Origin of the sequence: Micromonospora sp. C97, from assembly GCF_018070385.1 — a bacterium.
Lineage (GTDB): Bacteria > Actinomycetota > Actinomycetes > Mycobacteriales > Micromonosporaceae > Micromonospora > Micromonospora parva.
In genome coordinates, this window is sequence record NZ_JAGPXU010000014.1 from 36,747 (window position 1) to 62,541 (window position 25,795).

At 73.3% G+C, this 25,795-nt stretch carries 25 protein-coding genes; 6 read left to right on the forward strand and 19 right to left on the reverse strand.

Translation table 11 applies throughout. The features are described 5' to 3' along the window. Positions 1-84: 84 nt before the first annotated feature. The 7 genes from KBX26_RS19360 to KBX26_RS19390 form a co-directional block, all read right to left on the reverse strand. Positions 85-810 carry an HD domain-containing protein gene (locus KBX26_RS19360; RefSeq protein ID WP_030327477.1) on the reverse strand — a complete coding sequence of 242 codons (726 nt, stop codon included), beginning with the start codon at positions 808-810 and terminating at the stop codon, positions 85-87. Between the two features lie 83 nt (positions 811-893). Beyond that, positions 894-2,249 carry a polysaccharide lyase family 1 protein gene (locus tag KBX26_RS19365; RefSeq protein ID WP_210866063.1) on the reverse strand — a complete coding sequence of 452 codons (1,356 nt, stop codon included), beginning with the start codon at positions 2,247-2,249 and terminating at the stop codon, positions 894-896. A gap of 29 nt (positions 2,250-2,278) precedes the next feature. Then, positions 2,279-3,490, reverse strand: coding sequence for a Gfo/Idh/MocA family oxidoreductase (locus tag KBX26_RS19370; protein ID WP_307857858.1), 1,212 nt, complete (start codon positions 3,488-3,490; stop codon positions 2,279-2,281). Next, positions 3,480-4,973 (reverse strand): mannitol dehydrogenase family protein, encoded by a 1,494-nt coding sequence (locus KBX26_RS19375; RefSeq protein WP_210866064.1) that lies wholly within the window; start codon positions 4,971-4,973, stop codon positions 3,480-3,482. The genes KBX26_RS19370 and KBX26_RS19375 overlap by 11 nt, the downstream gene beginning before the upstream one ends. Beyond that, positions 4,964-6,268 (reverse strand): enolase C-terminal domain-like protein, encoded by a 1,305-nt coding sequence (locus tag KBX26_RS19380; protein WP_210866065.1) that lies wholly within the window; start codon positions 6,266-6,268, stop codon positions 4,964-4,966. The genes KBX26_RS19375 and KBX26_RS19380 overlap by 10 nt, the downstream gene beginning before the upstream one ends. Next, positions 6,265-7,698: a glucuronate isomerase gene (gene uxaC, locus KBX26_RS19385; RefSeq protein WP_210866066.1), complete on the reverse strand. Its 1,434-nt coding sequence runs from the start codon at positions 7,696-7,698 to the stop codon at positions 6,265-6,267. Before uxaC ends, KBX26_RS19380 begins: the two co-directional genes overlap by 4 nt. Before the next feature lie 25 nt (positions 7,699-7,723). Further along, positions 7,724-9,052: a Gfo/Idh/MocA family protein gene (locus KBX26_RS19390; protein WP_210866067.1), complete on the reverse strand. Its 1,329-nt coding sequence runs from the start codon at positions 9,050-9,052 to the stop codon at positions 7,724-7,726. Between the two features lie 235 nt (positions 9,053-9,287). Here KBX26_RS19390 and KBX26_RS19395 point away from each other — a divergent pair, with 235 nt between their 5' ends. Genes KBX26_RS19395 through KBX26_RS19420 form a run of 6 tightly spaced genes read left to right on the forward strand, consistent with a single transcriptional unit; the run spans position 9,288 to position 15,218 of the window. Further along, complete coding sequence (locus tag KBX26_RS19395; RefSeq protein WP_210866068.1) at positions 9,288-10,418, forward strand: LacI family DNA-binding transcriptional regulator; 1,131 nt, start codon at positions 9,288-9,290, stop codon at positions 10,416-10,418. Positions 10,419-10,437: 19 nt separating this feature from the next. Beyond that, on the forward strand, positions 10,438-11,784 hold the full coding sequence (locus tag KBX26_RS19400; protein WP_210866069.1) for an ABC transporter substrate-binding protein: 1,347 nt from the start codon (positions 10,438-10,440) through the stop codon (positions 11,782-11,784). 30 nt (positions 11,785-11,814) lie between these two features. Further along, positions 11,815-12,798 carry a carbohydrate ABC transporter permease gene (locus KBX26_RS19405; RefSeq protein ID WP_030327490.1) on the forward strand — a complete coding sequence of 328 codons (984 nt, stop codon included), beginning with the start codon at positions 11,815-11,817 and terminating at the stop codon, positions 12,796-12,798. Next, complete coding sequence (locus KBX26_RS19410; RefSeq protein WP_210866132.1) at positions 12,798-13,685, forward strand: carbohydrate ABC transporter permease; 888 nt, start codon at positions 12,798-12,800, stop codon at positions 13,683-13,685. Before KBX26_RS19405 ends, KBX26_RS19410 begins: the two co-directional genes overlap by 1 nt. Continuing rightward, the gene (locus tag KBX26_RS19415) at positions 13,669-14,373 is read left to right on the forward strand and encodes a hypothetical protein (protein ID WP_210866070.1); all 705 of its coding nucleotides are present in this window, start codon (positions 13,669-13,671) and stop codon (positions 14,371-14,373) included. Before KBX26_RS19410 ends, KBX26_RS19415 begins: the two co-directional genes overlap by 17 nt. Continuing rightward, on the forward strand, positions 14,370-15,218 hold the full coding sequence (locus KBX26_RS19420; protein WP_210866071.1) for a PmoA family protein: 849 nt from the start codon (positions 14,370-14,372) through the stop codon (positions 15,216-15,218). Before KBX26_RS19415 ends, KBX26_RS19420 begins: the two co-directional genes overlap by 4 nt. Here the strand turns inward: KBX26_RS19420 and KBX26_RS19425 are convergent. Genes KBX26_RS19425 through KBX26_RS19475 form a run of 12 tightly spaced genes read right to left on the reverse strand, consistent with a single transcriptional unit; the run spans position 15,210 to position 25,794 of the window. Then, the gene (locus KBX26_RS19425; protein ID WP_030327496.1) at positions 15,210-15,971 is read right to left on the reverse strand and encodes a hypothetical protein; all 762 of its coding nucleotides are present in this window, start codon (positions 15,969-15,971) and stop codon (positions 15,210-15,212) included. The two genes, KBX26_RS19420 and KBX26_RS19425, sit on opposite strands and share 9 nt — an antisense overlap. A 25-nt stretch (positions 15,972-15,996) precedes the next feature. Then, positions 15,997-16,458 (reverse strand): hypothetical protein, encoded by a 462-nt coding sequence (locus KBX26_RS19430; RefSeq protein ID WP_030327498.1) that lies wholly within the window; start codon positions 16,456-16,458, stop codon positions 15,997-15,999. After that, a complete protein-coding gene (locus KBX26_RS32435; protein ID WP_247680833.1) occupies positions 16,455-17,018 on the reverse strand; it encodes a hypothetical protein in 564 nt (187 codons plus the stop codon). Before KBX26_RS32435 ends, KBX26_RS19430 begins: the two co-directional genes overlap by 4 nt. Further along, entirely contained in the window at positions 16,952-17,383 is a 432-nt protein-coding gene (locus tag KBX26_RS32440) for a hypothetical protein (protein WP_247680834.1), read from the reverse strand. Before KBX26_RS32440 ends, KBX26_RS32435 begins: the two co-directional genes overlap by 67 nt. Then, entirely contained in the window at positions 17,380-17,895 is a 516-nt protein-coding gene (locus KBX26_RS19440) for a phage tail protein (RefSeq protein WP_030327500.1), read from the reverse strand. The genes KBX26_RS32440 and KBX26_RS19440 overlap by 4 nt, the downstream gene beginning before the upstream one ends. Then, positions 17,876-20,545 carry a putative baseplate assembly protein gene (locus tag KBX26_RS19445; RefSeq protein ID WP_210866072.1) on the reverse strand — a complete coding sequence of 890 codons (2,670 nt, stop codon included), beginning with the start codon at positions 20,543-20,545 and terminating at the stop codon, positions 17,876-17,878. The genes KBX26_RS19440 and KBX26_RS19445 overlap by 20 nt, the downstream gene beginning before the upstream one ends. Continuing rightward, positions 20,542-20,976: a GPW/gp25 family protein gene (locus KBX26_RS19450; RefSeq protein ID WP_210866073.1), complete on the reverse strand. Its 435-nt coding sequence runs from the start codon at positions 20,974-20,976 to the stop codon at positions 20,542-20,544. The genes KBX26_RS19445 and KBX26_RS19450 overlap by 4 nt, the downstream gene beginning before the upstream one ends. Continuing rightward, positions 20,973-21,314, reverse strand: a complete 342-nt coding sequence (locus KBX26_RS19455; RefSeq protein ID WP_247680835.1) for a hypothetical protein — start codon at positions 21,312-21,314, stop codon at positions 20,973-20,975. The genes KBX26_RS19450 and KBX26_RS19455 overlap by 4 nt, the downstream gene beginning before the upstream one ends. Next, on the reverse strand, positions 21,311-22,903 hold the full coding sequence (locus KBX26_RS19460; protein ID WP_210866074.1) for a phage baseplate assembly protein V: 1,593 nt from the start codon (positions 22,901-22,903) through the stop codon (positions 21,311-21,313). The genes KBX26_RS19455 and KBX26_RS19460 overlap by 4 nt, the downstream gene beginning before the upstream one ends. Next, on the reverse strand, positions 22,900-23,805 hold the full coding sequence (locus KBX26_RS19465) for a hypothetical protein (protein WP_247680836.1): 906 nt from the start codon (positions 23,803-23,805) through the stop codon (positions 22,900-22,902). The genes KBX26_RS19460 and KBX26_RS19465 overlap by 4 nt, the downstream gene beginning before the upstream one ends. Further along, positions 23,805-25,337 (reverse strand): hypothetical protein, encoded by a 1,533-nt coding sequence (locus KBX26_RS19470; RefSeq protein WP_210866075.1) that lies wholly within the window; start codon positions 25,335-25,337, stop codon positions 23,805-23,807. Before KBX26_RS19470 ends, KBX26_RS19465 begins: the two co-directional genes overlap by 1 nt. Then, positions 25,312-25,794, reverse strand: a complete 483-nt coding sequence (locus KBX26_RS19475; RefSeq protein WP_030327509.1) for a phage tail protein — start codon at positions 25,792-25,794, stop codon at positions 25,312-25,314. Before KBX26_RS19475 ends, KBX26_RS19470 begins: the two co-directional genes overlap by 26 nt. Between the last annotated feature and the right edge of the window lies 1 nt (position 25,795).

Sequence of the window (25,795 nt, forward strand, 5' to 3'; positions counted from 1 at the left end):
GGCGCAAACCAACCGTAATGCCCGAGGCTTCCCGGTAGACCTGAGAACTTGTCACGGAACCCGGTCGGGTGATCAGGGGACGGGTCAGTTCGGCGCGGGCTGGTCCAGGATGGCGCTGAACCGCTCCTCGGCCAGGTCGAGCTGGCCGAAGATGTGCCGCTTCACCGCCAGCGACAACGGGGTGTCGGGTCGGCCGATCAGGTCCCGGAAGAGCGGCACCAGCGGACGGTACTTCCGGGCCGACGAGATCACCTTCGGCCCCACCGTGTGGATCACGCCAACCCCGTTGTCGGTGAAGTCCGATACCTTGATCACCCGGGCCCAGGGCTCGCGCTCCAGGCTGACCGCCAGGTGCTCCCGGTACTGCGCGTTGCGGTCCCGCTCGGGGTCGTACACCGGATTGGTGACCGCGGCGACCAGGGTGGCCACCCGTGGCCCGAACCGCGCGGCGAGCGCGGCCAGCGCGGCCCCGGTCGGGTCGGCCCCCGGGTCACCGTCGGCCAGCTCCGCCGGATGGTCCTCGACAGCGTCGTGCAGCAGGCCGGCGACGATCACGTCCACGTCCCGCACCTGGTAGTGGTGCATCAACCGGATCGCCACCCGCAGCAGGTGGTTGAGGTACGGCTCGCGGACGCGTCGATCGTCGCGGTGCAGGTCGGCGGCGAGGTCGAGCGCGGCGGTCAGCCGCGTCCGGGCAGCGTCGTCGAACTGCTGGACCTCCAACCGGAAACGTTCCAGCAGGCCAGGTTCGCCGTGGATCTCGGTGATCGCGTGCATCGGCATGCTGCCCAGGTGCGGCGGGAATTCCATGCGTCACTTATAGCCGATCTTCTCCGCATCGATGAGCCCCTAAGTCGCCGACCCGACCGCGAGTCGCCCGCGCGCCGAGCCGCTCAGATGGGCAGCCGGTCGGCGCCGGCGAGCGGGCCCACCAGGACGGGGACCAGCGGTGCGGGCAGGACGGGGTCGCGGCGCAGGGTGGGCGTCCAGCCCGCGTCCGCGGCGAGGTCGGGGTCATGGGTCGCGTTGTACGCCGCCAGCAGGTCGACCGGTCGCGCCACGCCACCGCCCTGGCGCACCCAGGAACCCCGCTCGGTCACCGCGGTGCCACCCCAGTCGTAGAGCAGGTCGGCCGGGTCGACCGGCGCGTCCAGTGTGAAGAAGTTGTTCTGCGCGTAGATCGCCGACTGGACACCCACGCCGAGCGCGTACTGAAAGTCGTCCCCACCGAGCCGGTAGTGGTTGTTGTAGACGTCGACCTGCCCGAAACGGACCCGGGGCAGCCGTTGCACGACACCGTCGAAGAGGTTGTGGTGCAGGGTGACCCGCAGCCGGCCCACGTCCGGGCCCACGGTGTTGGACGATCCGATCAACAGCAGCTTGTCCCGACCGGAGAAGCGGTTCCAGGAGGCGGTGACCAGGCTGGCGGTGTGGGTGACGTCCAGCGACCCGTCATGCACCTGGTAGGGCCGACCGAAGTACACCGGCTGGGCGCTGTCCGGGTTGTCGCCGTCGGTGAAGGTGTTGTGGTCGACCCAGACGTTCTCGCTGCGGCGTACCGAGATCTGGTCGTACTGGCTGTTCCAGTTGCCGGCCTCGCCGTCGGTCGGTGACCAGGCCGGGAAGCAGTCCCGGGCGTCGACGAGGGTGAGGTTACGGACGATCACGTTCGACGCCCGGTCGATCATGAGGGTGAGCCCGGTCAGCCGGGCGCCGCGCAGCCCGACGATGGTGGTGTTCGGGCCGACGTTGATCTGGGTCTGCCGGGTCTGGTTGGCCACCGAACGCACCCGCGCCTCCTCCAGCGGCCCACTCGGCGCCACCCGACCCCACACCGCCGGGTCGTACGCGGCCAGGTAGGCGTCCAACCGGTACCCCGGGTCGGCCAGGTCGGCGCAGTCCAGGGCGGTGCCGTCCGGCCCTTCGAAGCCGTCGATGGTGCCGTCGACGTAGATCAGCTTCGGGGTGGCGTCGGCGGCGTTGCTGGCGTTGTCGCCACCCAACGCGGCGACGAGTTCGGCCCGGTTGTGGACCACCCGGCTCCGCTCGGGGGTGGCCGCCGAGCCGCCGGTGGTGCCCGGTCCGTCGGCCGCCCAGCCGTCCCGCGCGGGCAGCGCCTGCCGGCCGAGGTGCCGGGCCGTCCAGGAGAGCCGGTCGGCGGACGGAACGTCCGGGCTCGCCACGGCGGCGGCCGGGGCGGCACCGAGGAGGACGGCGATCACGGTGGCGCCGCCGAGGATTCTGCGCATCGGCTCTCTCCGTTCGTTGTGGTGGAGGTCTATCCCGCCAGCTCGGCGCGGTACGCGGCGGACGCCCACGGCACCGCCAACTCGCTCGGCAGCGCCCCCCGCTCAGCCGACTGGCGCAACACGTCGACGACGCCCCGCAGGTGGCGGACCCGCTGCCCGCCCTCGCCGAGGGTGGTCACGAGATCGCCGTCGAGCAGCCGGGGCTCCGGCGCCGGCCGCAGCGCGTCCAGCAGCGCGGTGAACGGCGCGGTACGGGCCAGCGGCGCGATCAGCGGCACGCCCACCGGATCGACCCGATGGGCGAGCAGGTTCTCCAGCAGCCCCAACCGCCCCGGCACCCGACGGGTCACCACGTCCCCGGGCAGGCGCAACCGGTCGGTCGGGTACTCCAGCACCGCCTGCCCGGTCGTCCCGGTCACCACCACCTCGCCCGCCACGAACTCCTCCGCGGCCAGGGTCACCGCCACCAGCACCGGTGGCCCGGCCCGGAACCGGACCCGCAGCACGGCGGTGTCCTCCACCTCGATCGGCCGGACCCGGTAGCGTTCCACCTCGATCGCGACCGGCCAGGGCGTCGCCCCGGCGAGCGCCTCGGCGATGGCCAGGCACTGCATCACCGCGTGCGCGAGCGGGTTGGCGAGCGCGCCGTCCAGCACCGGCCGGCCGTCCAGACTCCGACGACCGGCCCAGGGGGAGCGGGCGTAGTAGGCGTCCGGCCGTTGCCAGGCGGCGATGGTGGAGATGCCGGTGACAGTGCCCAACCGGCCGGCGGCCAGCGCGTCGGTCAACGCGGTGAGCGCCGCCGAGCCGAGCGCCTGGAAGCCGACCTGGGCCACCCGGCCGGCGGCGGTGAGCGCCCAGGCCAACTCCTCGTGCTCGGCCAGCGACAGCACCGGAGGCTTCTCCAGCAGCAGGTCCGCACCGGTGGCCAGGGCGTCGCGGGCGATCGTCAGGTGGGTGTGCGGCGGCGTGCAGATCACCACCACCTCCGGCCGGGTGGCGGCGAGCATCGCCCGGTGGTCGGTGAACACCGCCACCCCGGGCGGCACCGGGGCGGCCGGGTCGTCCTCCACCGGTCGTACGTCGACCAGGGCGACCAACCGCAGCCGACCGGCGTCGTGCAGGGGCGCGATCACGCGCCGGTGCCACCGACCGTGCCCGTTCGCCCCGATCACCGCCACCCGGGGCGGCGTCGCCCCGCTCACCGCCGGCCGGCCGGTGTCGACCCGGTCACCGGGCACCGGGCAGGGTGGCCTCGACGCCGTGCCGTTGCAACGCGGTCAGCCAGGCGATCACGTCGGCGCGTACGTCGTCGTCCTCGGCCACCTCCGCCGGGATGACCTCGCGCAACGCGAAGACCGCGTCGACAGCGCCGGCCGGGGTCTGCACCCCGTCGTCCAGCGCGGCCCGGATCGGCCCGGCCAGGGGGTCCTGCAACGGCAACGACCGGCCGTCGTCGGCGTACCCCTGCGCGAAGCGCAACCAGGACGCCACGACCAGCGCGCCCCAGCGCGCGGACCGTCCGGTCGCGCGCAGGTCCGCGATGGTGTGCAGGACGCGCTGCGGCAGCTTCTGCGAGCCGTCGATCGCCACCTGCAGGGTGCGGTGGTGGATCGCCGGGTTGCCGAACCGGGCCAGGGCCTGCTCGCCGTAGTCGACCACCCGGACCCCGTCCGGCGGGGTGAAGCTGGCCGCCACGTCCTCGGCGATCAGCCGGCGCAGCACGTCGCGCAGGTGCGGGATCTCCAGCGCGTCGGCGATCGTCTCCCGACCGGCCAACGCCCCGAGGTACGCGATGGCCGAGTGCACACCGTTGAGGGTGCGCAGCTTCAGCCGCTCCCACGGGCCGGCGTCGTCGGTGAGCACCGCCCCGGCGAACTCCCAACCGGGCCGCCCACCGGGGAAGTCGTCCTCGATCACCCACTGCGCGTACGGTTCGGCGGCCACCGCGGCCAGGTCGGTCACGCCGAGCGCCCGGCGGGCCGCCTCGATCGTGCCCGGGGTGCTGGCCGGCACGATCCGGTCCACCATGGTGCCCGGGCAGGTGACGTTGCCGGCCACCCACTCGACCAGCCCGGCCGGCACCCCGGCCGCCCGGCCGACCGCCTGGTCGAGCATGCCGCGCAGCCGTCGACCGTTGGCCGGCAGATTGTCGCAGCTCACCACTGCCACCGGCCCGGCGTCCGCGGCCGCCCGGGCGGCCAGGCCGCGCAGCAGCAGACCCGGAACCGTGCTCGGGGGGCCGCCGCCGGCCAGGTCCGCGGCGAGCGCCGAGTCCGGGGACAGCTGGCCGGTCACCGGATCGAGCTGGTACGCCTTCTCGGTGACGGTCAGGGTCACCACGCGTACCGCCGGGTCGGCGATCAGCGCCACCACCGCGTCCGGGTCGCTGGGCGCGTGGCGCACGCCGCTCAGCGCGCCCACCACCTGGGTGGTGCTGCCGGCGGCGGAGAGGGTGCTGACGCTGAACAGGTTGTCCTGCGCGGCGAGCGCCTCGACCAGCGCGGTGCTGCGGGGGGCGACGGCCACGATGCCCCAGTCGCCGCCGGCCGCGCCGACCGCCGCCTCGGTGAAGACGGCCTGGTGCGCCCGGTGGAACGCGCCGAGCCCCAGGTGCACGACGCCGGTCGGCACGGTGCCCGGCCGGATCAGGGGTCGGGCCTCGGCGGGCAGTCGGCGCAGCGCACCCAGGCCGAGCCGGGAGGCGCCGACGGTCACCGCCATGCCGGACCGTCCGGGAAGCGGAACTCGGCGATCGACGTGGGCTTCATGGTGGCGCTGTAACCGGGCCGCTCGGGCAGCAGGTAGCGCCCGTCGCGGGTCCGCACCGGGTCGACGAAGTGCTCGTGCAGGTGGTCGACGTACTCGATCATCCGGCCGTCCAGCCCCGTGCCCACCCGCAGGTAGTCGAAGATCGCCAGGTGCTGGACGTACTCGCAGAGGCCCACCCCGCCGGCGTGCGGGCAGACCGGAACGCCGAACTTCGCCGCCAGCAGCAGCTCGGCCAGGACCTCGTTGACGCCACCGACCCGGCAGGCGTCGACCTGCATCACGCCGATCGCCTCGGCCTGGAGCAACTGCTTGAAGATCACCCGGTTGGCGGCCACCTCACCGGTGGCGACCCGGCAGCGTCCGCCGGTCAGCTCGTGCACCGCGCGGGCGATCCGGGCGTGCCCGAGGATGTCGTCGGCGTGGGTGGGCTCCTCGATCCAGTACGGGTCGACCTCGGCCAGCGCCGCCATCGCGGTGATCGCCTCGTCGACGTCCCAGACCTGGTTGGCGTCCATCATCAACAGCGCGTCCGGGCCGATCTCCTCGCGGATGATCCGGGCCCGCCGCAGGTCGTCGGCGAGCGGGCCGCCGACCTTCATCTTCATCGCCCGCCAGCCGTCGGCGTACGCCTGCCGGGTCAGCGCCCGCACCTTGTGGTCGGGGTAGCCGAGCCACCCGACCGAGGTGGTGTACGACGGGAAACCGTCCCGTTCGAGGGCCGTCAACCGGTCGGTCAGCCCGTCACGTCCCTTGTCCAGGATGGCTGCTGCCTCGTCCGGCGTGAGCGCGTCGCTGATGTGCTTGAAGTCGATGCTGGCCACGAGCTCGTCGGTGGGCAGCTCGGCGAGGAAACGCCACATCGGCTTGCCGGCCAGCGTGGCCCGCAGGTCCCACACCGCGTTGACCAGCGCACCGGTCGCCATGTGGATGACGCCCTTCTCCGGGCCCAGCCAGCGCAGCTGCACGTCGGCGCTGAGCGAGCGCCAGAACGCCACCGGCTCGGCGGTGATCTCCTCGATGGTGCGCCCCCGCACGTGGTGGGCCAGGGCCCGCACCGCCGCGCAGGTGATCTCGTTGCCCCGGCCGTTGGTGAAGGTGAACCCGGCACCGGTCGGGCCGGCGTCGGTGCCCAGCTCGACGTACGTCGCCGAGTAGTCACCCCGGTTGATCGCGTCGGAGCCGTCGCCCCGGGCGGCGGTCGGGAACCGCACGTCGTGCACCTCGACGGAGGTGATGGTGGTGGTCACTGGTCAACGCCTCCAAAGTTGAAGACCCGCCTGGGCAGCCGGTACGCCAGGTCGACGATGGTCTCGGCGGCCTCGTCCCTCGGCAGCCGGTGCTCGGCGACGAGGCGGGCCAGGAAGCCGGCGTCGACCCGACGGGCCACGTCGTGGCGGACCGGGATGGAGCAGAACGCCCGGGTGTCGTCGACGAAGCCGGCGGTGTTGTAGAACCCGGCGGTCTCGGTGACCGTCTCCCGGAACCGGCGCAGCACCTCGGGGGAGTCCAGGAACCACCAGGGCGCGCCGAGCAGCAGCGCGGCGTACCCGCCCGCGAGGGGCGCCAGCTCGCGGGTGAAGGTGTCCTCGTCGAGGGTGTAGAGGACCACCCGCAGCCGGGGGTCGTTGCCGTAGCGCTGCAGCAGCGGGGCGAGCGCGTGCACGTACTCGGTGGCCTGTGGGATGTCGCCGCCGACGTCACGTCCGTGGCGGGCGTGCAACCACCGGTTGTGGTTGCGCACCGCGCCGGGGTGCAGCTGCATGACCAGGCCGTCGTCGAGTGACATCCGGGCGAACTCCACGAGCATGTGCGCCCGGAACGCCTCCGCGTCGGCGGCATCGGCCTCGCCGCGCCGACCCCGGTCGTAGAGCCGCTCGGCCTCGGCCAAGGTGAGGTCCAGGGTGCGCGCGGTGGGGTGGCCGTGGTCCGAGGAGGTCGCGCCGGCGGCGATGAACGCGGCGCGCCGGGCCCGCAGCGCGGCCAGATAACCGGCGTACGTGCCGGTGTCCTCGCCGGCTCGGTCGCCGAGCCGGTCCACGTTCGTCGACCAGCCCTCGAACTCCATGTCCACCACGTCGTCGGGGCGGAACGTGGTGACCACCCGGCCGCCCGGCCCGCCCCACCCGTCGGCGGCGAGCTTGGCGTGCGCGGCGAGGTCGTCCAGCGGCGACTCGGTGGTGGCCAGGACCTCGATGCCGAACCGCTCGAACAGCGCCCGGGGCCGGAAGTCCGGCTCGGCGAGCCGGGCCGCGATCTCGTCGTAGACGGCGTCGGCGGTGGCCGGGCCGAACACGGTGTGCACCCCGAACACAGTGCGGAAGGTCTGCTCCAGCCAGAGTCGCGACGGGGTGCCCCGGAACAGGTGCCAGTGCGCGGCGAAGCGTCGCCAGATGACCCGGCCGTCGGCCTCCACCGGGCTGCCGTCGCGGGTGGGCACCCCCAGCTCCGCCGGGGGTACGCCCTGACTGAGCAGCATCCGGGTCAGGTAGTGGTCGGGCACGATGAGCAGTCGCGCCGGGTCCGGGAAGGGGCGGTCCTCGGCCAGCAGGGCCGGGTCGACGTGCCCGTGCGGCGAGATGATGGGTTGTTCCGCCGCCAGGGCGTACAGCTCCCGGGCCAGCGCCCGTTGGCCCGGCTCGGGCGGCAGGAGCAGATCGGTGTGGTCGAACGTGGGCACGGGGTGCGGCTCCTCGTCTGCGGTGTCAGCGGGGGGTGAGCAGGTCGGCGACCCGGACGGGTTGACCGGTCTCGAAGGACCGGTTCGCGGCCAGCCCGGTCAGCAGGGCCAACGCGCCGTCGTCGGCGGTCGCGGCGCGGCCCAGCGGGTCGGGTTGACCGCCGAGGAGCACCCCGGTCATCCGGGCGTCCGCGCCGCCGTGCCCGTGCCGACTGCGGCCCTCCACCGGGATCTGCCGGGGCGGGGCCCAGAACGGGCGCACCGTCAGCGTCGCACCCCCGCCCTCGGGCGGCGCCTCGGCACCGTGCAGGGCCGCGCCCTTGACCGCGCCGGCGGTGCCCCGGTCGACGAAGTCGTTCTCGGCCACGTCCAGCTCCAGCCGGCCCCGGCTGCCGTTGACCATCACCCGGTAGCCCTCCCAGGGCGCGTACGCGGTGAGGTGGTAGGTCATGGTGGCGCCGGTGGAGTAGCGGGCCAGCACCGCCATGTCGTCCTCGATGCTCACCCCGGGCGCGAAGACGTTGCGGTCGCGCTGGTAGCCGTCCTCGGCCTCGGCGTCGAGGTACAGCTCGCGCAGCCGGGGGTGCGCGTCCAGGCGCAGCGCGAACGGGTCGTCGGCGGCGGCGGGGGAGCCGTGCGCCCGGTCGTAGTCGCGGGCGTAGCCGTGCCGGCGGCCCTCCTCGCCGTAGAAGAAGAGCCGGCCGGCCGCGTACACCTCGACGGGGGTGGCGGCCAGCCACCAGTTGACCAGGTCGAAGTGGTGGCTGGCCTTGTGCACCATCAGCCCACCGGAGGTGGCCTTGTCGCGGTGCCAGCGGCGGAAGTAGTCGGCGCCGTGGCGGACGTCCAGCAGCCACTCGAAGTGCACCGAGCCGATCTCGCCGACCGCGCCCTCGGCGAGCAGCCGGCGAACCTGTTCGTGCAGCGGGTTGTAGCGGTAGTTGAAGGCGACGGTCACCCGGCCGCCGGTCTCGCTCACCGTGTCCAGGATGCGACGGCAGCGTGCCGCGTCCACTGTCATCGGCTTCTCGGTGACGACGTCCCGGCCGGCGCGCAGCGCGGCCACCACGTACTCGTCGTGGGTGACGTCCACGCTGGTGACCAGAACGACGTCGACGCGCTCCTTGTCCAGCATCGCCGCGAAGTCGGCGGCCGGGTAGGTCGGCACCGGGCGGTGACGCAGCTCGGTCAGCCAGCGGTTGTGCGCGTCCATCCGGGCCTGGTTGGTGTCGGCGAAGGCGACCAGCTCGGTGGTGTCGGCGTGGTCGAGCACCAGCGCCCGGACGAACATCTCCGCCCGCGCGCCGGTGCCCACGACGGCGTACCGGACCCGTCCGGCGGCTCTCGGTGACATGCGGTGCGCCTCCCGTGGTGCTGCAAAGGTTTGCAATGAAGTAATCACGATCGATCCGTTGGCGTCAACGACGGCGACGGGATCGGCGTTATATGTCAGGTTTTGTGCGGCGGCAGCTCACCAAGGGGAGCGTGGGTGCAACAAAGCCGTAATCATTGACCGTTGACACTGGCGCAACCGTTTGCATTAATGGGCCACACCCGTGACCGCCACCACATCGGACGAAGGGGCCGCCGTGCCAGTCACCATCCGGGACGTCGCCCGGGCGTCCGGTGTGCACATCTCCACCGTGTCCCGCACCTTCTCCGCGCCGCACCTGGTCAACCCGGAGACGCGGGTCCGGGTGCTGGCCTGCGCGGAGGATCTGGGCTACCGGCCGAACCGCGCCGCCCGGGCCCTGATCACCGGGCGGACGCACAACATCGGGCTGATCATCGCGGACATCGCGAACCCGTTCTTCCCACCGCTGATCAAGGCGGCGGAGAGTCAGGCCCGGCACCGCGACTACCACGTCTTCGTGGCCGACACCAACGAGGACCCGACCGCCGAGGAAGAGCTGGTCCACGCGCTGGCCAAGCAGGTCGACGGGGTGCTGCTGTGCAGCCCCCGGATGAGCAACAGCCTGATCGAACAGCTCAGCCGCGAGGTGCCACTGGTCGTGGTGAACCGCCAGGTGACCGGCCTGCCCTGCGTGCTGATGGACGTCGGTCAGGGTGCCCGATCGGCGATCGAGCACCTGGTCGGCCTGGGCCACCGCAGCATCGCGCTGCTCGGTGGCCCGCGCAGCTCGTGGACCAACCGGGAGATGCGCCGTGCCGCCAGTGCGGCCGCCCGAGCCGATGGCGCCGAGCTGACCGTGCTCGGCCCCAACGCGCCCACCGAGGTCGGCGGCTCGGCCATCGCCGAGCAGGTGCGACGCAGCGGCGTGTCGGCGGTGCTCGCCTACAACGACCTGATGGCGATCGGCCTGATCGAAGGGCTGGACGCGCTCGGGGTCCGGGTGCCGCAGGAGGTGAGCGTCGTCGGGGTCGACGACATCACCCTGAGCCGGCTCACCCGACCCAAGCTGACGACGGTGGCCACACCCACCGGGGCCGCCGGCCGGACGGCCGTCGACATGCTGCTGCAACAGGACATCGAATCACCGCGCGGTGCGCGGGGGTCCGGTGCCGGCACGGCGCTCGGCGTCCGTCGTACCACCGCACAGGTAATGCTCCAGACCGACCTGGTCATCCGCGACTCGACCGGCCCGGGCCCGTACGCCCGGCCGGCACGTCCCCTGGCCGCGCCGCGTGGCCCGGACCCGCATTGCCCTGCGGGCCCGGGCACCCCGACCACGGCCACCGGTGACGCCGTCGCCTCCTAATGCCGAGGAGTGAGCGCACATGCACCCCGCAACGCCCCCCACCACTGGCACGCCCGTCGGGCGCGCCCACCGTACCCCGCTGCCCCGGCGGCGACTCCTGCGTGGCCTGCTCGCCGTGACGGTCGCCGCACCGCTGATGTTCGGCGCCGCCGCCTGCGGAGACGACGGCGGCGCCGCCGACCCGAACGCGCCGGTCAAACTGTCCATCTTCTGGTGGGGCGGCGACGCCCGGGCCAAGCTGACCGAGGACGCGCTGGCCCTCTACACCCAGAAGCACCCCAACGTGACCTTCGAGAAGACCTGGCAGGCCAACCAGGGCTACTTCGACAAGCTGGCCACGCTCACCGCCGGTGGCAACCCACCGGACCTGTTCCAGATCGACGACAACTACCTCGCCGAGTACGCGGCCCGCAACACCACGCTCGACCTGACCCCGTACCAGGAGTCCGGCAAGCTGGACACCTCCAAGTTCCCCGAAAGCCTCTGGCAGTACGGCGTGGTCGACGGCAAGCTCGCCGGCCTGGCCGCCGGGGAGAACACCCAGGGACTGGTCTACAACAAGACGCTGCTGACCAAGCACAACCTGCCCGAGCCGACCACCGGGATGAGCTGGGAGCAGCACATCGCCTGGGCCGAGCAGGTCACCGCCAAGACGAAGGTGCCCGGCACCCAGGACCCGAGCGCCGACTACAAGGCGTTCTGGGTCTGGCTGCGCCAGCAGGGCAAGGACCTCTACAAGGGCAAAGAGCTGGGCTTCACCGCCGAGGACGTGACCAAGTGGTTCGACCTGTGGAAGGGCGCCCGGGACCGCAAGGCCACCCCGACCGCCGACGTCATCCACGAGGGCAACGCCAGCGACGTCACCAAGCAGTTGGTGGTCACCGGCAAGGCGGCGACCTCCTGGGTCTGGGCCAACCAGATGCCGGATTTGAAGAAGAACACCAAGGACGAGCTGGGCGTGATCGCCTACCCCGGTGACCCCAGCGCCCAGTGGGCCCGGGCGTCGATGTACTGGTCGGTGTTCAAGGGCAGCAAGAACAAGGACGTCGCGATCGATGTGATCAACTTCCTGAACAACGACGTGGCGGCGGTCAAGCTGCTCGGCACCGACCGTGGCCTGCCGTCGAACCTGGACCTGCGCCGGGTGGTCAGCGACGACACCACCGATCCGGCCATGAAGCAGTCCATCGCCGTCGAGGCGGAGCTGACCCAGAAGTTCGGCGAGTCCCCGCAGGTGCCGATCAAGGGCCACAGCAAGGTGAAGTCCGAGTTGATCAAGGCCGCCGAGAACGCGCAGTACGGCCGGGCCACCCCCGCCGAAGCCGCCGCCCAGTTCGTCGAGGCGTGCAAGTCCGCCATCGCCTGACCGCCCCCGAGGCGAGGAGAGGAGCCGTTCGTGGCGTTGACCACGGCGCCCGACCCGACCCGACGCGGCCCCGGATCCGCCCGGGCCCACCCGCAGAGGCGTGGGCCCGGGCGCTTCCGGCACAGCGAAGGTCTGGCGGGGTACGTCTTCCTGTCGCCGTGGCTCATCGGTCTGATGGGTGTCACGGCGATCCCCATGCTGCTGTCGCTCTACCTGAGCTTCACCAACTACGACATCCTCACCCCCTTCTCCGAGGTGGAGTGGGTGGGGCTGGCCAACTACGAGCGGATGTTCACCGCCGACCCGTCGTACTGGCACGCGGTGCGGGTGACGCTGACCTTCGCGCTGATCGCCGTACCGCTGAAGCTGGCCGCGGCGCTCGGCGTGGCGCTGCTGCTCAACCGCGCCTGGCGCGGCGTCGGGCTGTTCCGGGGGTTGTTCTACCTGCCGTCCCTGCTCGGCGGCAGCGTGGCGCTGGCCATCGTCTGGGTCAACATGTTCAACCGCGACGGCGCGTTCAACTCGCTGTTGAGCCTCTTCGGCATCACGGGCAAGCCGTGGGTCAACGACCCCGACTGGGCCCTCGAAACGCTGATGGTGCTGGCCATCTGGCAGTTCGGCGCACCGATGGTGATCTTCCTGGCCGGGCTCAAGCAGGTGCCCACCGAGCTGTACGAGGCCGCCTCGGTCGACGGGGCCGGCCGGCTCCGCCAGTTCCGCGACGTCACCCTGCCGATGCTCTCCCCGGTCATCTTCTTCAACCTGGTGCTGGAGACCATCAACGGCTTCCAGGGCTTCACCGCCGCGTTCGTGCTCAGCAACGGCACCGGCGGCCCGGTCGACTCCACCCTGATGTACACGCTGAACCTGTACATCACCGGCTTCACCGACCTCAACATGGGCTACGCCTCGGCGATGGCCTGGGTCTTCCTGATCGCCATCGCGGTCATCACCGCGGTCTTCTTCAGCACCGGACGGTTCTGGGTGCACTACTCCGACGGGGAGGACCGGTGATGGTGGCGGTGACCCCGACGACCGCAGCAGCGCCGAACGCCCGCCGACGAGCCGGCGGACGCCCCGTGCTGCGACTGCTGATCCTGCTGGCGATCGTCGCCGTGGTGCTCTACCCGCTGATCTGGATGGTGGGCACCTCGCTGAAGTCCCAGGAGGAGATCGTCAACAACGTCGGGCTGCTGCCCGAGCGGTTCAGCCCGGGCAACTACACCGCCGGCTGGTCCAACTTCGACGTCAGCTTCGGCCGGTTCTTCCTCAACAGCGCGATGGTCAGCCTGCTCACCGTCGTCGGCAACGGGCTGTCCTGCCTGCTGGCCGCGTACGCCTTCGCCCGGCTGCGGTTCCGGCTGCGCGGCATGTGGTTCGCCGTCATGATCGGCACGCTGCTGCTGCCCCAGCACGTGCTGATCGTGCCGCAGTACATCCTGTTCCGCACCCTCGGGCTGGTCGGCGGCGACTGGCCGTACCTGCCGCTGCTCATCCCGCAGTTCCTGGCCACCGAGGCGTTCTTCGTCTTCCTCATGGTGCAGTTCATGCGTGGCGTGCCCCGGGAACTGGACGAGGCGGCCCGCATCGACGGTGCCGGGCCGTTCGGCATCTTCCGGCACATCATCCTGCCGCTGAGCCGCCCCGCGTTGGTCACCACGGCGATCTTCTCGTTCATCTGGACCTGGAACGACTTCTTCCGCCAGTTGGTCTTCCTGTCCCAACTGGAGGACTACACGGTCCCGGTCGCGTTGACCCTGTTCATCGACTCGACAAGCCAGAGCGCTGTCGGTCCGATGTTCGCCATGTCGGTGCTGTCGCTGCTGCCGGTCTTCCTGTTCTTCGTCGCGTTCCAACGGATGCTCGTCGAGGGGATCAACACCAGTGGCATCAAGGGCTGAACCGACATCGCGGGCCGAACCCGCCGAACCCGACGACACCGCCGGGCGGCGGGACTGGCGCGACGTCGCCCGCGATGCCGCCGACCTCGCGCTGCTGGGCATCCTGCTCACCCTCGCGGCGGCACCAGTGCTCACCGCCGCATCGGCGGCGGGCACGGCCAGCGCGGCGGTGCACGACTGGACGCGGACCGGCAGTTGGCCGTCGGCGCGTACGACGGTGCGCCGGTTCGGCCGCGCGGTACTGCCCGGTGTGCCGGTCAGCCTGCTCGGGCTCGGCGGCGCCGCGCTGCTCGCCGCCGACCTGGCGGCACTGGCCACCGGCCGGGTGCCGGGCGGCGCGGCGGCGCTGCTGGTGACCGCGCTGATCGCGGCCGGCCTGGCCGGGTACGCCGGGCTGGTCGTCGTCGAGGTGGGCGGCAACGGGGGCGGGCGGTGGCGGGCCTCGGCCCGCCGCGCCGCCCGCGCCTGCCTCGACGCGCCCACCCGCTGGGCCGCGCTCACCGGGGTCGTCGCGCTGGCCGGGCTGCTCGCCGTCCTGGTCACCCCGGTCGCGGTGCCGATCCTCGCCGGCTACACCGTGGCCGCCCTGCACGCCGTCGCCGCCCGCCGACCGGTCCCGGTCGTCGGTCAGCCGCGCCCCGCCGAGCCGGTGCCGGTCGCCGGCGTCGGGCGTGGGGGACTGCGATGACCGGGGTGGGGGAGTCGGTGCGGCTGACCGTCGGAGCCACCGAGGTGGCCGAGTACGTGCTCGACCCGGCGCTGGACCCCCGGCACGGGCCCCGACCGTATCTGCACCCGGTGCGTACCCTCGGCGGAACGGTGGTCACCGACGCGCTCCCCGACGACCACGTGTGGCACCTCGGCGCGTCCCTCGCGGTGCAGGACGTCAACGGCAGCAACCTCTGGGGCGGGCGCACCTACGTCCGCGACGTCGGCTACACCTGGCGGGACGACCACGGCGTCATCGCGCACACCGGCGAGGTGGAGCACTCCCCGGGCCGGTACGCGCACGACCTCCAGTGGCGCGACCGGGCCGGCGCGGTGCTGCTGACCGAACGGAGGTGGCTCACCGCGTCGGTGGTCGCGCCGCACGCCTGGCGGCTCGATGTGGAGTCCGTCCTCGTCGCCCCGGACGACCGGGCGGTGCGCCTGGGCAGCCCGGCCACCAACGGTCGCCCCGGCGGGGCCGGCTACGGCGGGTTCTTCTGGCGGGCCGTCGCCGACGGTGAACCGGCGGTGTTCACCGCCGACGCGGCCGGGGAGCAGGCGGTCAACGGCAGTGCGGCGCCGTGGCTGGCGCTGACCGGGTCCGGGCCGGGCGACGGGGCGTACACACTGGTCTTCGCGGGCCTCGGCCACGGCGACAGGTGGTTCGTGCGGACCGCGATGTATCCGGGGGTCTGCGTGGCGTTCGCGTTCGACCGCCCGGCGGTGGTGCCGGCCGGCGGGAGCCGGCACGGCCGGTACCAGGTGTGGGTGACCGACGGAACCCTCGACCGCGACGGTGTGGCGGCCCTGGTCCGCTCACATTGATCGGGTGGGGAGGGCGGCGGTGACCCGGACGGCCTTGACGATCGCGGGGATGGAGCCGATCAGCAGCACCAGCCCCCAGATGATCGCGACGATGGCGAAGACCAACGCCGCCACGTCGTCGACGATGCTGACCAGGATCACCGGCACCAGGCTGTGCAGGAACTCCAACACGACAGTGCACAGCACTGTGGTGAGGATCAGCAGGACGAGGCCCTTGTTCTGCAGGAAGCGCGGCTGGGCCAGCACCAGCATCCCGGCCCACACCAGCTTCAGCAGCAGCACCAGCCCGAGCAGCACCGCCGCCTCGCCGACCGGGAAGAACCCCCACAACGCCAGGTACGCCAGGGTGCCGAAGGGGACGGCCAGGAAGAGCGACACCATGATGGACAGCTCCACGAACGCGATCACCAGCGCGACCAGCCCGACGATGATCAGGATGATCGAGAAGATCAGGCTGGCGACGCCCTGCACCCGACCCTGGACCCGTTCGGGCAGCAGCAGGCCCAGGCAGAACAGCCCGGTGCTCCAGACCGCCACCGCATCGATCAGCGCGAGGTAACCGGTACCCCGCCCGGACGGCTCGCTGACCCCGGACACGTCGTCGATCTCCACGTCCAGCGCCCCGGCGCTGTCCGCGAGGGCCGCACCGGCGTCGGCACCGCCGAGCAGCAGCCCCGCCCCCACCTCCACCCCGATCGCCAGGACGATGGCGAGCATGGCCATCAGCAGGAACGGCTTGCGCAGGTCACCCACGGCGACACCTTCCTCTCAGCCCGGGTCAGGATGTGGCCACGACGACAGTGCAGCCGCCCAGGCCGGGGCAGACCAGGCCCACCTCGGTGGCTTGGTCGACGGCGATCTTCGCCACCGCGCCGGTGCCGTCCGCCGCCGGTTCCACCTCGTCGCGGATGGTAAGGTCGGCGTCCCCGGGTGCCGGGGCGACGACAGTGAACGGCGCCGCGCTGCGCAACACCAGCGTGCGTAGCCCGCCCGGGTCGGCGACCCGCAGCACGCAGGTGCCGGAGAAGACCAGCCGACCGGGCTCCTCGAAGCAGTCGGCGCCGACCGCCGCCGGGTCCACCGCCGCACGCTCGCCGCCCAGCGCGGCCAACCGGTCGACCAACCCGTGCCGGGCCGCCGGATCACCCCGGTCGCCGCGACCCGCCCCGACCGCGACCACGAACAGCGCCACCAGCAGGACGGCGAGCAACCCCAGCAGCGCCTTCTGCCGACCGCTCATCGCGCCACGGCCCGCGCCACGATTTCGGTGAACCGGATCTCGTCGACCCCCGCGAAGTAGCGGTTCGTGCCCTGCGTCTTGCCCACCACCAGCAGCGTGACCTGGTGCGGGCCTTTGCTGAGCCGCACCGTCCCGACGTCCAGCAGCTCCGTCCTGCGCACCGTCGGCGTGAAGCCGAGGAACGTGCCGCCGACCTGGGTGCCGTCGATCGTGAACACGGTGTTGGCGTAGTCGAGGGAGGTGGTGCGTACCGCGGCGAACCGCCAGGTGCCGTCGGCCGGGATCTGCACCGTCACGGTGACCCGGTCGCCGATGGCCAACCCCTGGAAGAACAACTGCGTGTCACCGGACCAGGTCACCCCGCAGCAGTTGGGTTGCGCCTCCACCTTCGCCCCGCTCTTCGCCGGGGAGTCCACCACCGCGCCCGGGACCAGGCTCTCCGCCTCGACGGTGACCACTCGCGGCTCGCCGGGGGGCGGCTCGCCGTCGCGGGTCAGCAACACCACCCCCACGGCGACCACCACCAGCACCAGCGCCGCCGCGGCGGCATCCACAACCATGGGGTACGCCGTGGCGGCGCGACCGCCCGCACCTCGTACGTGACCCGGCCGCTGGAGCGGGAACTCTCCTCCGGCGCGGTGTTCGCCGAGTACGCGAACCCGGTCATGTCGTAGCGCCGGGGCGCGGTGCCGGCCGGCACGGCGAGCTTGACCAGGAACGACACCGAGCCCTGGCCGGGTACCACCCGCTGCGGCTCGGCGACGGTGAACCACGACCGCTGGGAGCCGTCACCGGGCGCCACGTCGAACACCACCGTGTCCGGCGCGGTGCCCGGGTTGAAGACGGTGAAGGTCAGCTCGCCGCAGTTGCGCGGGTCGACTGTGAACTGTTCGGCGGCGGCGACGACCGCCCACTCGGTGGTCATGACGACTCCTCTTCCAGGACGATCTCGACGGTGGCCGAGGCGGGTTTCTCCGTCTCGACGATGCGGGTGATCACGGCGAGCTGGCCGGCGGCGGCCACCGGCACCCGCACCACGACGTGAAAGGGCCGCTCGGCGGGTTCCTCGATGACGAAGCCCGACGTCCCGGTGGCCAGTTCCAAGGCCCGGCGCAGCCCGTACGGGGTGCCGCGCCAGCGGGCCAGCAGGGCGGCGTTGGCCACCAGGTCCCGCAGCCGCCCCACCGGCAGCGGCAGCGGGGCGTCCGGGCGGGGCGAGGCGACCACGTGGTCCATCGCCACCCAGCGGGTCAACCGCACGACCAGCCCGTCCGGCGCCCGGTACGGGTCGAACAGCGCGTCCACCTCGGCGAGGATCGCCTCGTCCGGGGCGTGCAACCCCTCCATCACGTCCAGCAGCGCCCAGAGCACGCTGCCCGGCACGCAGGCCCGCTGGTAGGCGGCGGGCAGCAACCGTTCAATCGCCGAGCGTCGCATCCTGGCGCACCACCTCGATGTCGTGCTCGCCGGAGCAGAGCAGCCAGGTATCCGGGACGGTCACCACGTCGGCGGTGGCCTGGTTGGCGCTGGGCGTCCAGGTGACGGCGTCGGCGCTGCGGTGCACGCCGCGTTCCCCGCCGGCCAGGATCAGCCGCTCCGCCGCGCCGGTGCCGCCGGCCGCCACACCCGCCAGGCCCGGCGCGCCCGTGCTGCCGGATGTCGGGCCGCTGATCGCGATGGCGTCGACCGGCACGAACCGGGTCCGGTCCCGCAACGGCAACCCGGAGTTGACCGACACCGCCTGCCACTGCGGTTGGGCGGCCAGGGTGTCCAACCGCAGCACCCCGCCGCTCTGGGTGGCCGCCACCGCCTGCTGGCCGGCGAACGCGAGGTCCCGGCAGGTGCCGCCGATCCACCCGGCCTGCATCGACTGCCACTTCACGTCGGACTCGAACAGCCGGGTGCGGTGGCAACCCTGGCCGGGTTTCTTCGGGTCCGGCTCGCCGGCGCCGCTCCACAGCAGGGTGGCCGGGCCGTCGTACTGCACGGCGAGCACCCGGTTGTCCACGTTGGCCAGTCCGACGTGGGTGAAGCTGCCGGGTCGGCCGCCGCTGGTCGACAGGTACACCCCGAAGCCGGCCTGGGCGGCCACCGCCACACCCGGCGCGCCCCGCTCGGAGACGAACGTGCGGACCGCGTAGAAGCCCCGGTCGGCGTCGGACGGGTCGACCAGGATCTGCAACGGCACCGCGCCGGGCAGCAGCGACACCTCGTACAGGCCGGTGTCGGTGGCCACCAGCAGCGCGCCCGCGCCGTCGCGGTCCAGCCACGCCACGTCGGAGATCCGCGAGTCCAGGTCGGTGAGCAGCGACCACGTCTCGCCCAGGTCGGCGCTCAGGTGCACCCGGGAGCCGCCCGAGGCCCGCAGCGTCACCACTGCCACCGAACCGGGGCGGGCGACGATGCCCGGCCGCACCGGCGCGGGCGCGGGCGCCACCCGCAGCACCGTCTCGTCGTCGAAACGACCGGCCGGTTCCCACCCCGCGCCGCCGTTGCTGGAGCGGAACAGCACCGCCCCGCGCCCGGCGTACCAGGTGCGCGGCTGGTACTGGTCGACGGCGAGGGCCCGCACGTCGGCGTCGGGCGCCTCGTCGACAACGAACCGCACCGACTCGACGTAGCGCACCCCCGGCTCGGCGTGCTCCAGCAGCCGGTACACGTTGGACGCCCGCAGCGGCTCACCGAACGGCCAGCCCGTCGGGTTGAGCGCGGTCGGCAGCGGGCTCAACGTCTGGTGCAGCCGGTCGTGGATGCGGCGACGGACCGCGTCCACGTCCTCCTCGCGGCGGACCACCACCCGGGCGCGTACCGACACCGCCTTGAACCGCGCCCAGGTGGCCCGGGAGCGGATGCCGACCATCCGGCGTTCCTCCAGGTCCGCCTCGACCCGGTGGCGCGCCTCGGGCACCTCGTGCTCCCGCAGCACCGCCACCGGCAGTCGACCGCCCGGACGGGCCGCCTCCGGCACGTACGGCACCAGCACCACCTCGACCTCGCCCGGCCGGGCGAAGCTGTACACCGCCGCACGGGTGAACGCCCGTGCCCGCGCCACCGCCCCGGAGCTGGTCGCGAGGACCTCGAAGTCGCGGGCGGTGACCGCCCGCTGCTGGGCGAAGAACTCGTACGGGCCGCGCAGCAGCACCGATTCCAGCGCCTCCATCTCCCGGCCGCCGGCTGCCGGGGCGGGGTTGTCGACGCGTACGCCGGGCAGTGGGTCGCGCAGGGTGCTCAGCGTGCCCGCCGCCACGTTGCCGGTGGGCCCGCCACCGGCGCGGTACCAGAGCCGGACCTGCCGCCCGGCCGGCGGCACGACCGCGACGGTGACCGACGTCGGCGCGGGCTCGGCCACCGTGGTCGCCCCGGCGGCGGGTCGCAGGTCGAGGGCCGGGGCGAAGGTGACGGTGCCCGAACAGCGGTCGACCAGGTACGCCTTGGCGTGCGGGCCGAGCCCGGCGAAGCTCTCCACCGGCTGCCAGATCTCGAACGTGCGACCGTCGTGCTCGCGGGCCGCCGCGCCCAGTTCGACCGTGCCGGCCGGCACCTCCACCCCGAGCAGCAGGTCCAGCGCCTCGGCGGTGTGCGTCAGCGGCGCGTGCGCCGCGCGCAGCACCTGCCCCGGCTGGCCGGTGCCCACGCCGAGCAGTTCCGCCTCGACCGGTTCGCAGTGGTGCATCCGGACCGTCACCGACGTCTCGTCGGCCGGCAGCAGCGTCGGCTCGGTGGTGACGAACACGACCGGCCGGGGGTCCGCGCCGCGGGCCGCCGCGACCCGCAGACCGGCCGGGATCCGCACCGCCGCGCGGTCGGTGCCGGTGCGGGTGAACCGGACGTCCGCCCAGGCGGCGGTCGGCGCGTGCCGGGTGACCCCGAGCAGGTTCAGGAACGAGACGTACGCCTTCTCCGGCAACTGGTTCAACCGGTAGATCATCACCTCGGTGAGGTGCGCGAACGTCTCCACCAGCGCCATCCCGGGGTCGTGCGCCGACAGGTCGGTCCACGCCGGGCAGGACTGCCGGATCCGTTCCCGGGCCTCGGTGACCAGGTCGAGGAAGCCGCGATCGTCCAGGTGCGGCACGGGCAGCGTCATGACGCTCCTTCCTGGGTGGGCTCGTCGGCCGGAAGCAGGTCGACGGAGAAGACCAGTTGCCCCGGTGTCAGGCTGGCCCGCACCCGGTAGTCCAACCGGATCACCAACCGCCACGCGTCGTCCGGGTCCGGCCCGGCGTCGGTGTCGATCACCTCGATCCGGGGCTCCCACCGGGCGATGGCCTGCCGGACATAGTGGATGGCCAGACCGGCGGTGGTGTCGTCGTTGGGCGCGAAGACCAGCCGGTGCAGCCGGGAGCCGTACCCGGGTCGCATCAGCCGCTCACCCGGTGTGGTCGACAGGAGCAGGAACAACGCCTGCCGTACGCTCTCGTCGCCGTCGGTCATCGCCAGGCCGCCGGCCGCGGTCAGCGCCAACCCGCCGGTACGGCCGGCGTCGAAGCCGGCGCCGACGAAGCGGAACGCCCTCATCGGTCCGCCCCCAGGAACCCCTGAGCCGGGTCGCGCACGGTGTGCGTGACCAGCCCCGGCGGTGTGCCGTTGGTGAAACCCTCCAGGTGCGACAGCACCACCCGGTGCCCGTCCACGCGCACCCAGACGCTGTAGCCGACCCGGACCGTCAACGTCTGCGTGCACGGCTTGATGGTCGGGCCGTAGTTCGGGCAGGCGACGATGGTGCGTCCCTGCGGGTCGTCGTCGACGAGCACGGGCACGCCGGTGACTGTCACCCACTGCCGCGAGGGTCGGTTCTCGACCCGGCCGTCGTGATCGCAGGTGATCACGGAGTCCCGGTGGATCCACCGCATCATCCGCCTCCTTGCTGATGGGCGTGGGCAAGCGTTCGGGCCTGCTCCGCCGCGGTGCTCGGGTCCTCGGTCGACTCGGCGTGCAGGAAGTCCACGCTGCGGGCGCGCACCACCATGGCCCGACCGGGTGCGGAGATCACCAGGTCGGACGCCGCGTGCAGGGTGGCCAGGTCGGGGGTCAACTCCAGGAAGCTGCCGCCCTCGGTGGCCAGCCGCAGGCTGCGCCGCACGTCGTCGACGACTATCGACTGCCCGCCGGCGGTGCGCATCGTCCAACGGCGGGCCTTTCCGTCGGCGATGCCCGCGTCGTACGGCTCGACCGCGCCGAACAGCGAACCGAGCACGATGCCCGAGGCCGGCTCCCCGCCGGGCAGCACCACCAGCACGGTGTCGTCCGGGTCGGGAAGCGCCACGAGGCCCTTGCCCGGCCCGGCACCGGGACAGAGCACGGCGAGCCAGCCGGCGTCCAGGTCCCCGTACGCCGGCAGGGTCAACCGGACCCGGCCCAACCCGTCCGGGTCGGCGACGTCGGTGACCGTGCCGAGGGTGACCACCGCGCCGCCGGTCGGGCCCGCCGGGATGGCCGGCGGCACCGTGGAGAACCGGGTCAGGTGCCCGTTGCCGTCCACCGTGTGCACCACCTCGGTCAGCACGTACGCCCCGGCGACCGGGTCCGGCACCCCACCCAGGTCGACGCGGCGGCCCGGACGCAGCGCCGGATCGCCCTCGGCCACCCCCTCGGCGGTGACCAGCGTCGCCGCCCGGGTGTCCAGGCGGGCCTGGGCCAACGCCGCCAACTCGTCGTCGCTGCGGCCGGGCTGGTCCACTGCGGTGCGAACCCCGCCGGCACCCACGTCGGCCGGATCCGGGCGGTCGTCGGCGGGCCTGCCGCAACGGGCCTCGTCGACCTGCTGGCTGATCACCTCGGCCCGCTGCGGATGCCAACCCAGCGCGGCGCTGGCACCACTGGCCTGATCGGTGTTGGTGGACAGTCGCAGGGTGTGCACCCCCGCGCCGAGCGTCAACACGACCGGTTCCCCGTAACCGGCGAGGGTGACCAGCCGGACCCCGTCACCGTCGGCGGCCAGGTGCAGGCCGGCCCGGCCGGCCACCTCGCGCAGCAACTCCAGATCGCTGTGCCGGTGCTGGAGCAGCCGCTCCAACCGGGGACCGTCATCCTCGGCGGTCACCGTCAGCCCCACCGCGTCGCACAGCTCCCGGGCCAGCTCGACGGCGGTCACCGAGGTGAACACCCGCAACCCCTGCCGTTTGCGCAACCGGTGCAGCGGGTCGTACGCCCGCAACCGCAGCACCGCCGCCCCGTCGGCCGCGTACTCCACCTCCACGCCGGTGACCTCACCGGTGAACAGGGCGTCCGCGTGGTCGGCGAGCCGTACGTCGAGCGCCGTGCCGGGGCGTACCGCCGGGTCGAACGCGCCGACCCCGGCGGTGGTGGCGAGCACCAGCTCGGCCTGGGTGGGCTGGTCGAGGCGGGCCGCCACCCGCAGTGACCGGATCCGCTGACGAGCGGCGCCGACCAGCTCGACGCCGTCGAGCCGGACGATCAACGCCCGGGGCGCGACGCTGGTCACGACGCACCCCCGGGGCTCGGGTGTGCGCTGGTCGGGGTGGGCCCGGTCGACGATCCCGCCGTCGGGCCCCAGGCGGCGGGCGCGGTGGCGATGGAGGCGCCCACGAACGACGCGCCGGCGCCGACCGCGCCGGCCACCGTCCGCGCGACTCCGGTCACCGCACCCGCCAGTGTCGGCCCACCGCCCGGCGGGCCGGCTGGTGGGACGGCGAGGGTGGTGCCGGCCGGCACGGCGAGGGGGTCGGTGATCCGGTTGTGTTCGGCCAGCAGCCGCCAGCGCAGCGGCGAGCCGAGCGCGTCGTTGGCCAGCAGGTCGAACCGTACGCCGGAGCGACCCGACTCGGCCGCGCCGTCACCGGCGGCGATCACCGCGCTGCCCGGCGCGGCGGTCGGGGTGCTCGCGGCGGCCAACTCCTCGGCGAAGCCGGCCTCGGCCTGGTCGGCCGTCTCGGCGGCGCGGACCAGCTTCAGCCGCAGCCAGGACCGTCGCGGTGACCCGGTGCCGGTGAACGCGTCGAAGCGTTCCGCCACCGCGATGATCACACCGGGCACGTTCCAGGTCTTGCCCCAGACCAACCGGACCAGCGGCGGCCGCAGCCAACCGTGGTCGGCGGTGGAGTTCTCCGCCAGCATCCACAACGGACGGGTGAGCACCCGCACGTCGGCCGGACGCAGCTGCGCCTCCACGAAGTCGACGTCGAAGAGCAGATCGAGCACCAGCTCGGTGCGACCCCCGCCGGTGAAGACCAGCGGGTCGTCGGCCAGGCCGGACCCGGTGAGCTGCCCGCCGCCGGCACCCCGCTGGCGGACCCCGGCGAGCCGGGTCACCTGCACGGTCTCCGGGTTGAGCAGGCAGTCCACGCGGACACCCGTGGAGTCGATGAGAAAGGCGACGCGTTCCATCAGTCACCCGCCTGTTCCCGGTCCAGTCGGCTGAGCTGGGCGGTGTCCAGCGCCGGCCCGGCGACCGACCACAGTGCGCTGTCGTCGGGCAGCGCCGGCCACGGGTCGTCGCCCCTCCCCGACCCGACCGGCTTCGCAATGCCCGTCGCCCGTCCGCCGCCGACGGTGTCCCACCCGGGGTCGGGCAGGGCGGCCCGTCGCCCGGACCGAGCCCGTTCGCCGGGCAGGTCCAGCCGGCGGTCACCGTCGCCGACGCGCGTCCCGTCCCCGCGCCCGGTGGTGGGCGTGTCCCGGCCATCCGTCGCGGTGCGGCCGGTCCCGGATGCGTCGGTCCCGCCCAGGTCCGGCCAGGCCGGACGCCCGAACCACGTCGTTGAGTCCGCGCGCGCCGACCGGGCCGCGCTCGGTGCGCCGGCACGCCGGCCGCGCTGGTCCGTTCCGGGCCGGGGCGGACCGTCCGAGTCGCCGGGGGACCCGTCGTGGCCACCGGTGCTCCGGGTGGCGGCGGGGGGACCGGCGGAACGCCCGGGACCGTGGTCGACCGCGCCGGGCCAGGGTGCGCCCCGGGGCGGGCGTGCGGTGGTGGGGGTGGGTTCGGGCTCCGGTCGGTGGGGGCGGCTGCCCGGTGGACTCTGCGCTCGGAAAACCATGGAGCGGACGGGCTGCGGGGCCGATCGGGGCAGTCCGCTCGCGTCGAGGGCCGTGGCGTCGACGGCGGTGCTGGTGTCCCGGTTCGCCGGTCGTACCGGGGGCACCGCCGCGCCCGGCCCCACCGGCCCGGTCGGTTCGGCCGACCGGTCCGGCCCGGTCGGTCCGGCCCAGGCGTGCGACCCGGTCGGTTCGGCCCACACGTCGGGCCAGGTCGCGCCGGTCGGCGGCGATGTCGTGTCCGAACGGGACGGCGACGCCCCGCCCCCGGACCGGCCGGCGGCACCGGCCCACGTAGCAGCGGCACCGGCCCTCGTACCGTCGGCGCCGGCCGACGTACCAGCGGCGCCGGCACTCGTACCGTCGGGCTGGTCACCGCCCGGTGACGGGCGGACCGACCTGCCGTTGCGGTGCTCGGCAGGTGACCTGGTCGGCCCGGTGTCCCCGCGCGGACCGCGACCCCGCGGGCCCGTCCCGCCGCCCGCGCTGGCGGGTCCGCCCGCTTCGACCTCGCCGTCGCGACTGCCGGACCCACCGGCCCGGCCGGGCCTGGGGAACCGGCTGAACGCGCCGGGGCCCGGGGCGACGGAGTCGACCCGGCCCGCCGATCCGACCGGCTGCCCATCCCCGACCTCGGCGTCGGCCGGGGACGGGTCGAGGTCCAGGTCGTGCAGCAGGCCGGGCGCGTGGGCGGCGACCAGGTCCAGCCAGTGCCGCGGTGGCTCCCCGAAACGGCGCGGCGTCGCCACGGGCGGCTCCGACAGCGGCGACGGCGACGGCAGGTGCCCGTCCGGCTCGACCCGCCCGGCGAGGCGCTGCACCGCCCCTGCCGCCGAACGCAGTCGGCCGGCCAGCCAGCTACGCGGGCGTCGGCGCGGTGGCACCGCCGGTCTCCAGCTCCAGGCCCTCGTACCGCAGGGTCAGCGAGGCGATGGCGATCTCGTGGCTGAGGGTGTTGAGGTGCGCGCCGCGCCACCGGGTCGGCCACGCGTCGATCAGGTTCCAGCGCAGCACCTCGGCGGTGCCCACCGAGTCGAGCAGCACCACTGAGACGTTGCGCCGGTTGAGGGTGCCCTGGGCGGTGGCGTTCACCCAGTCCCACAGCTCGCGGGAGGCGGTGAGGCCGAAGTGCAGCGTCACCGGCTCGTACTCGGCCTGACCGGGCACCATCCGCATCCGACCCAGGCCGTGCTCCCGGTACGGCTGCCCGGGAATGTTCACCTCCAACCCGGTCATCTCGGTGAAGTGACCGTTGGTGACACCGTTGATGAGCAGGCGGAAGTTGTACGCCCGGTACGGGTCGACCGGCGCGCCGGGTTGCGGGGTCGCGGTGGTGGGCATG

Excerpts from the sequence above, each read along its gene's own strand:
- KBX26_RS19360 (WP_030327477.1), bottom strand. The coding sequence starts at position 810 with ATGGAATTCCCGCCGCACCTGGGCAGCATGCCGATGCACGCGATCACC.
- KBX26_RS19365 (WP_210866063.1), bottom strand. The coding sequence starts at position 2,249 with ATGCGCAGAATCCTCGGCGGCGCCACCGTGATCGCCGTCCTCCTCGGT.
- KBX26_RS19375 (WP_210866064.1), bottom strand. The coding sequence starts at position 4,973 with ATGGCGGTGACCGTCGGCGCCTCCCGGCTCGGCCTGGGTGCGCTGCGC.
- KBX26_RS19390 (WP_210866067.1), bottom strand. The coding sequence starts at position 9,052 with ATGTCACCGAGAGCCGCCGGACGGGTCCGGTACGCCGTCGTGGGCACC.
- KBX26_RS19400 (WP_210866069.1), top strand. The coding sequence starts at position 10,438 with ATGCACCCCGCAACGCCCCCCACCACTGGCACGCCCGTCGGGCGCGCC.
- KBX26_RS19410 (WP_210866132.1), top strand. The coding sequence starts at position 12,798 with ATGGTGGCGGTGACCCCGACGACCGCAGCAGCGCCGAACGCCCGCCGA.
- KBX26_RS19420 (WP_210866071.1), top strand. The coding sequence starts at position 14,370 with ATGACCGGGGTGGGGGAGTCGGTGCGGCTGACCGTCGGAGCCACCGAG.
- KBX26_RS19430 (WP_030327498.1), bottom strand. The coding sequence starts at position 16,458 with ATGAGCGGTCGGCAGAAGGCGCTGCTGGGGTTGCTCGCCGTCCTGCTG.
- KBX26_RS32435 (WP_247680833.1), bottom strand. The coding sequence starts at position 17,018 with ATGGTTGTGGATGCCGCCGCGGCGGCGCTGGTGCTGGTGGTGGTCGCC.
- KBX26_RS32440 (WP_247680834.1), bottom strand. The coding sequence starts at position 17,383 with ATGACCACCGAGTGGGCGGTCGTCGCCGCCGCCGAACAGTTCACAGTC.
- KBX26_RS19440 (WP_030327500.1), bottom strand. The coding sequence starts at position 17,895 with ATGCGACGCTCGGCGATTGAACGGTTGCTGCCCGCCGCCTACCAGCGG.
- KBX26_RS19445 (WP_210866072.1), bottom strand. The coding sequence starts at position 20,545 with ATGACGCTGCCCGTGCCGCACCTGGACGATCGCGGCTTCCTCGACCTG.
- KBX26_RS19450 (WP_210866073.1), bottom strand. The coding sequence starts at position 20,976 with ATGAGGGCGTTCCGCTTCGTCGGCGCCGGCTTCGACGCCGGCCGTACC.
- KBX26_RS19455 (WP_247680835.1), bottom strand. The coding sequence starts at position 21,314 with ATGATGCGGTGGATCCACCGGGACTCCGTGATCACCTGCGATCACGAC.
- KBX26_RS19465 (WP_247680836.1), bottom strand. The coding sequence starts at position 23,805 with ATGGAACGCGTCGCCTTTCTCATCGACTCCACGGGTGTCCGCGTGGAC.
- KBX26_RS19475 (WP_030327509.1), bottom strand. The coding sequence starts at position 25,794 with ATGCCCACCACCGCGACCCCGCAACCCGGCGCGCCGGTCGACCCGTAC.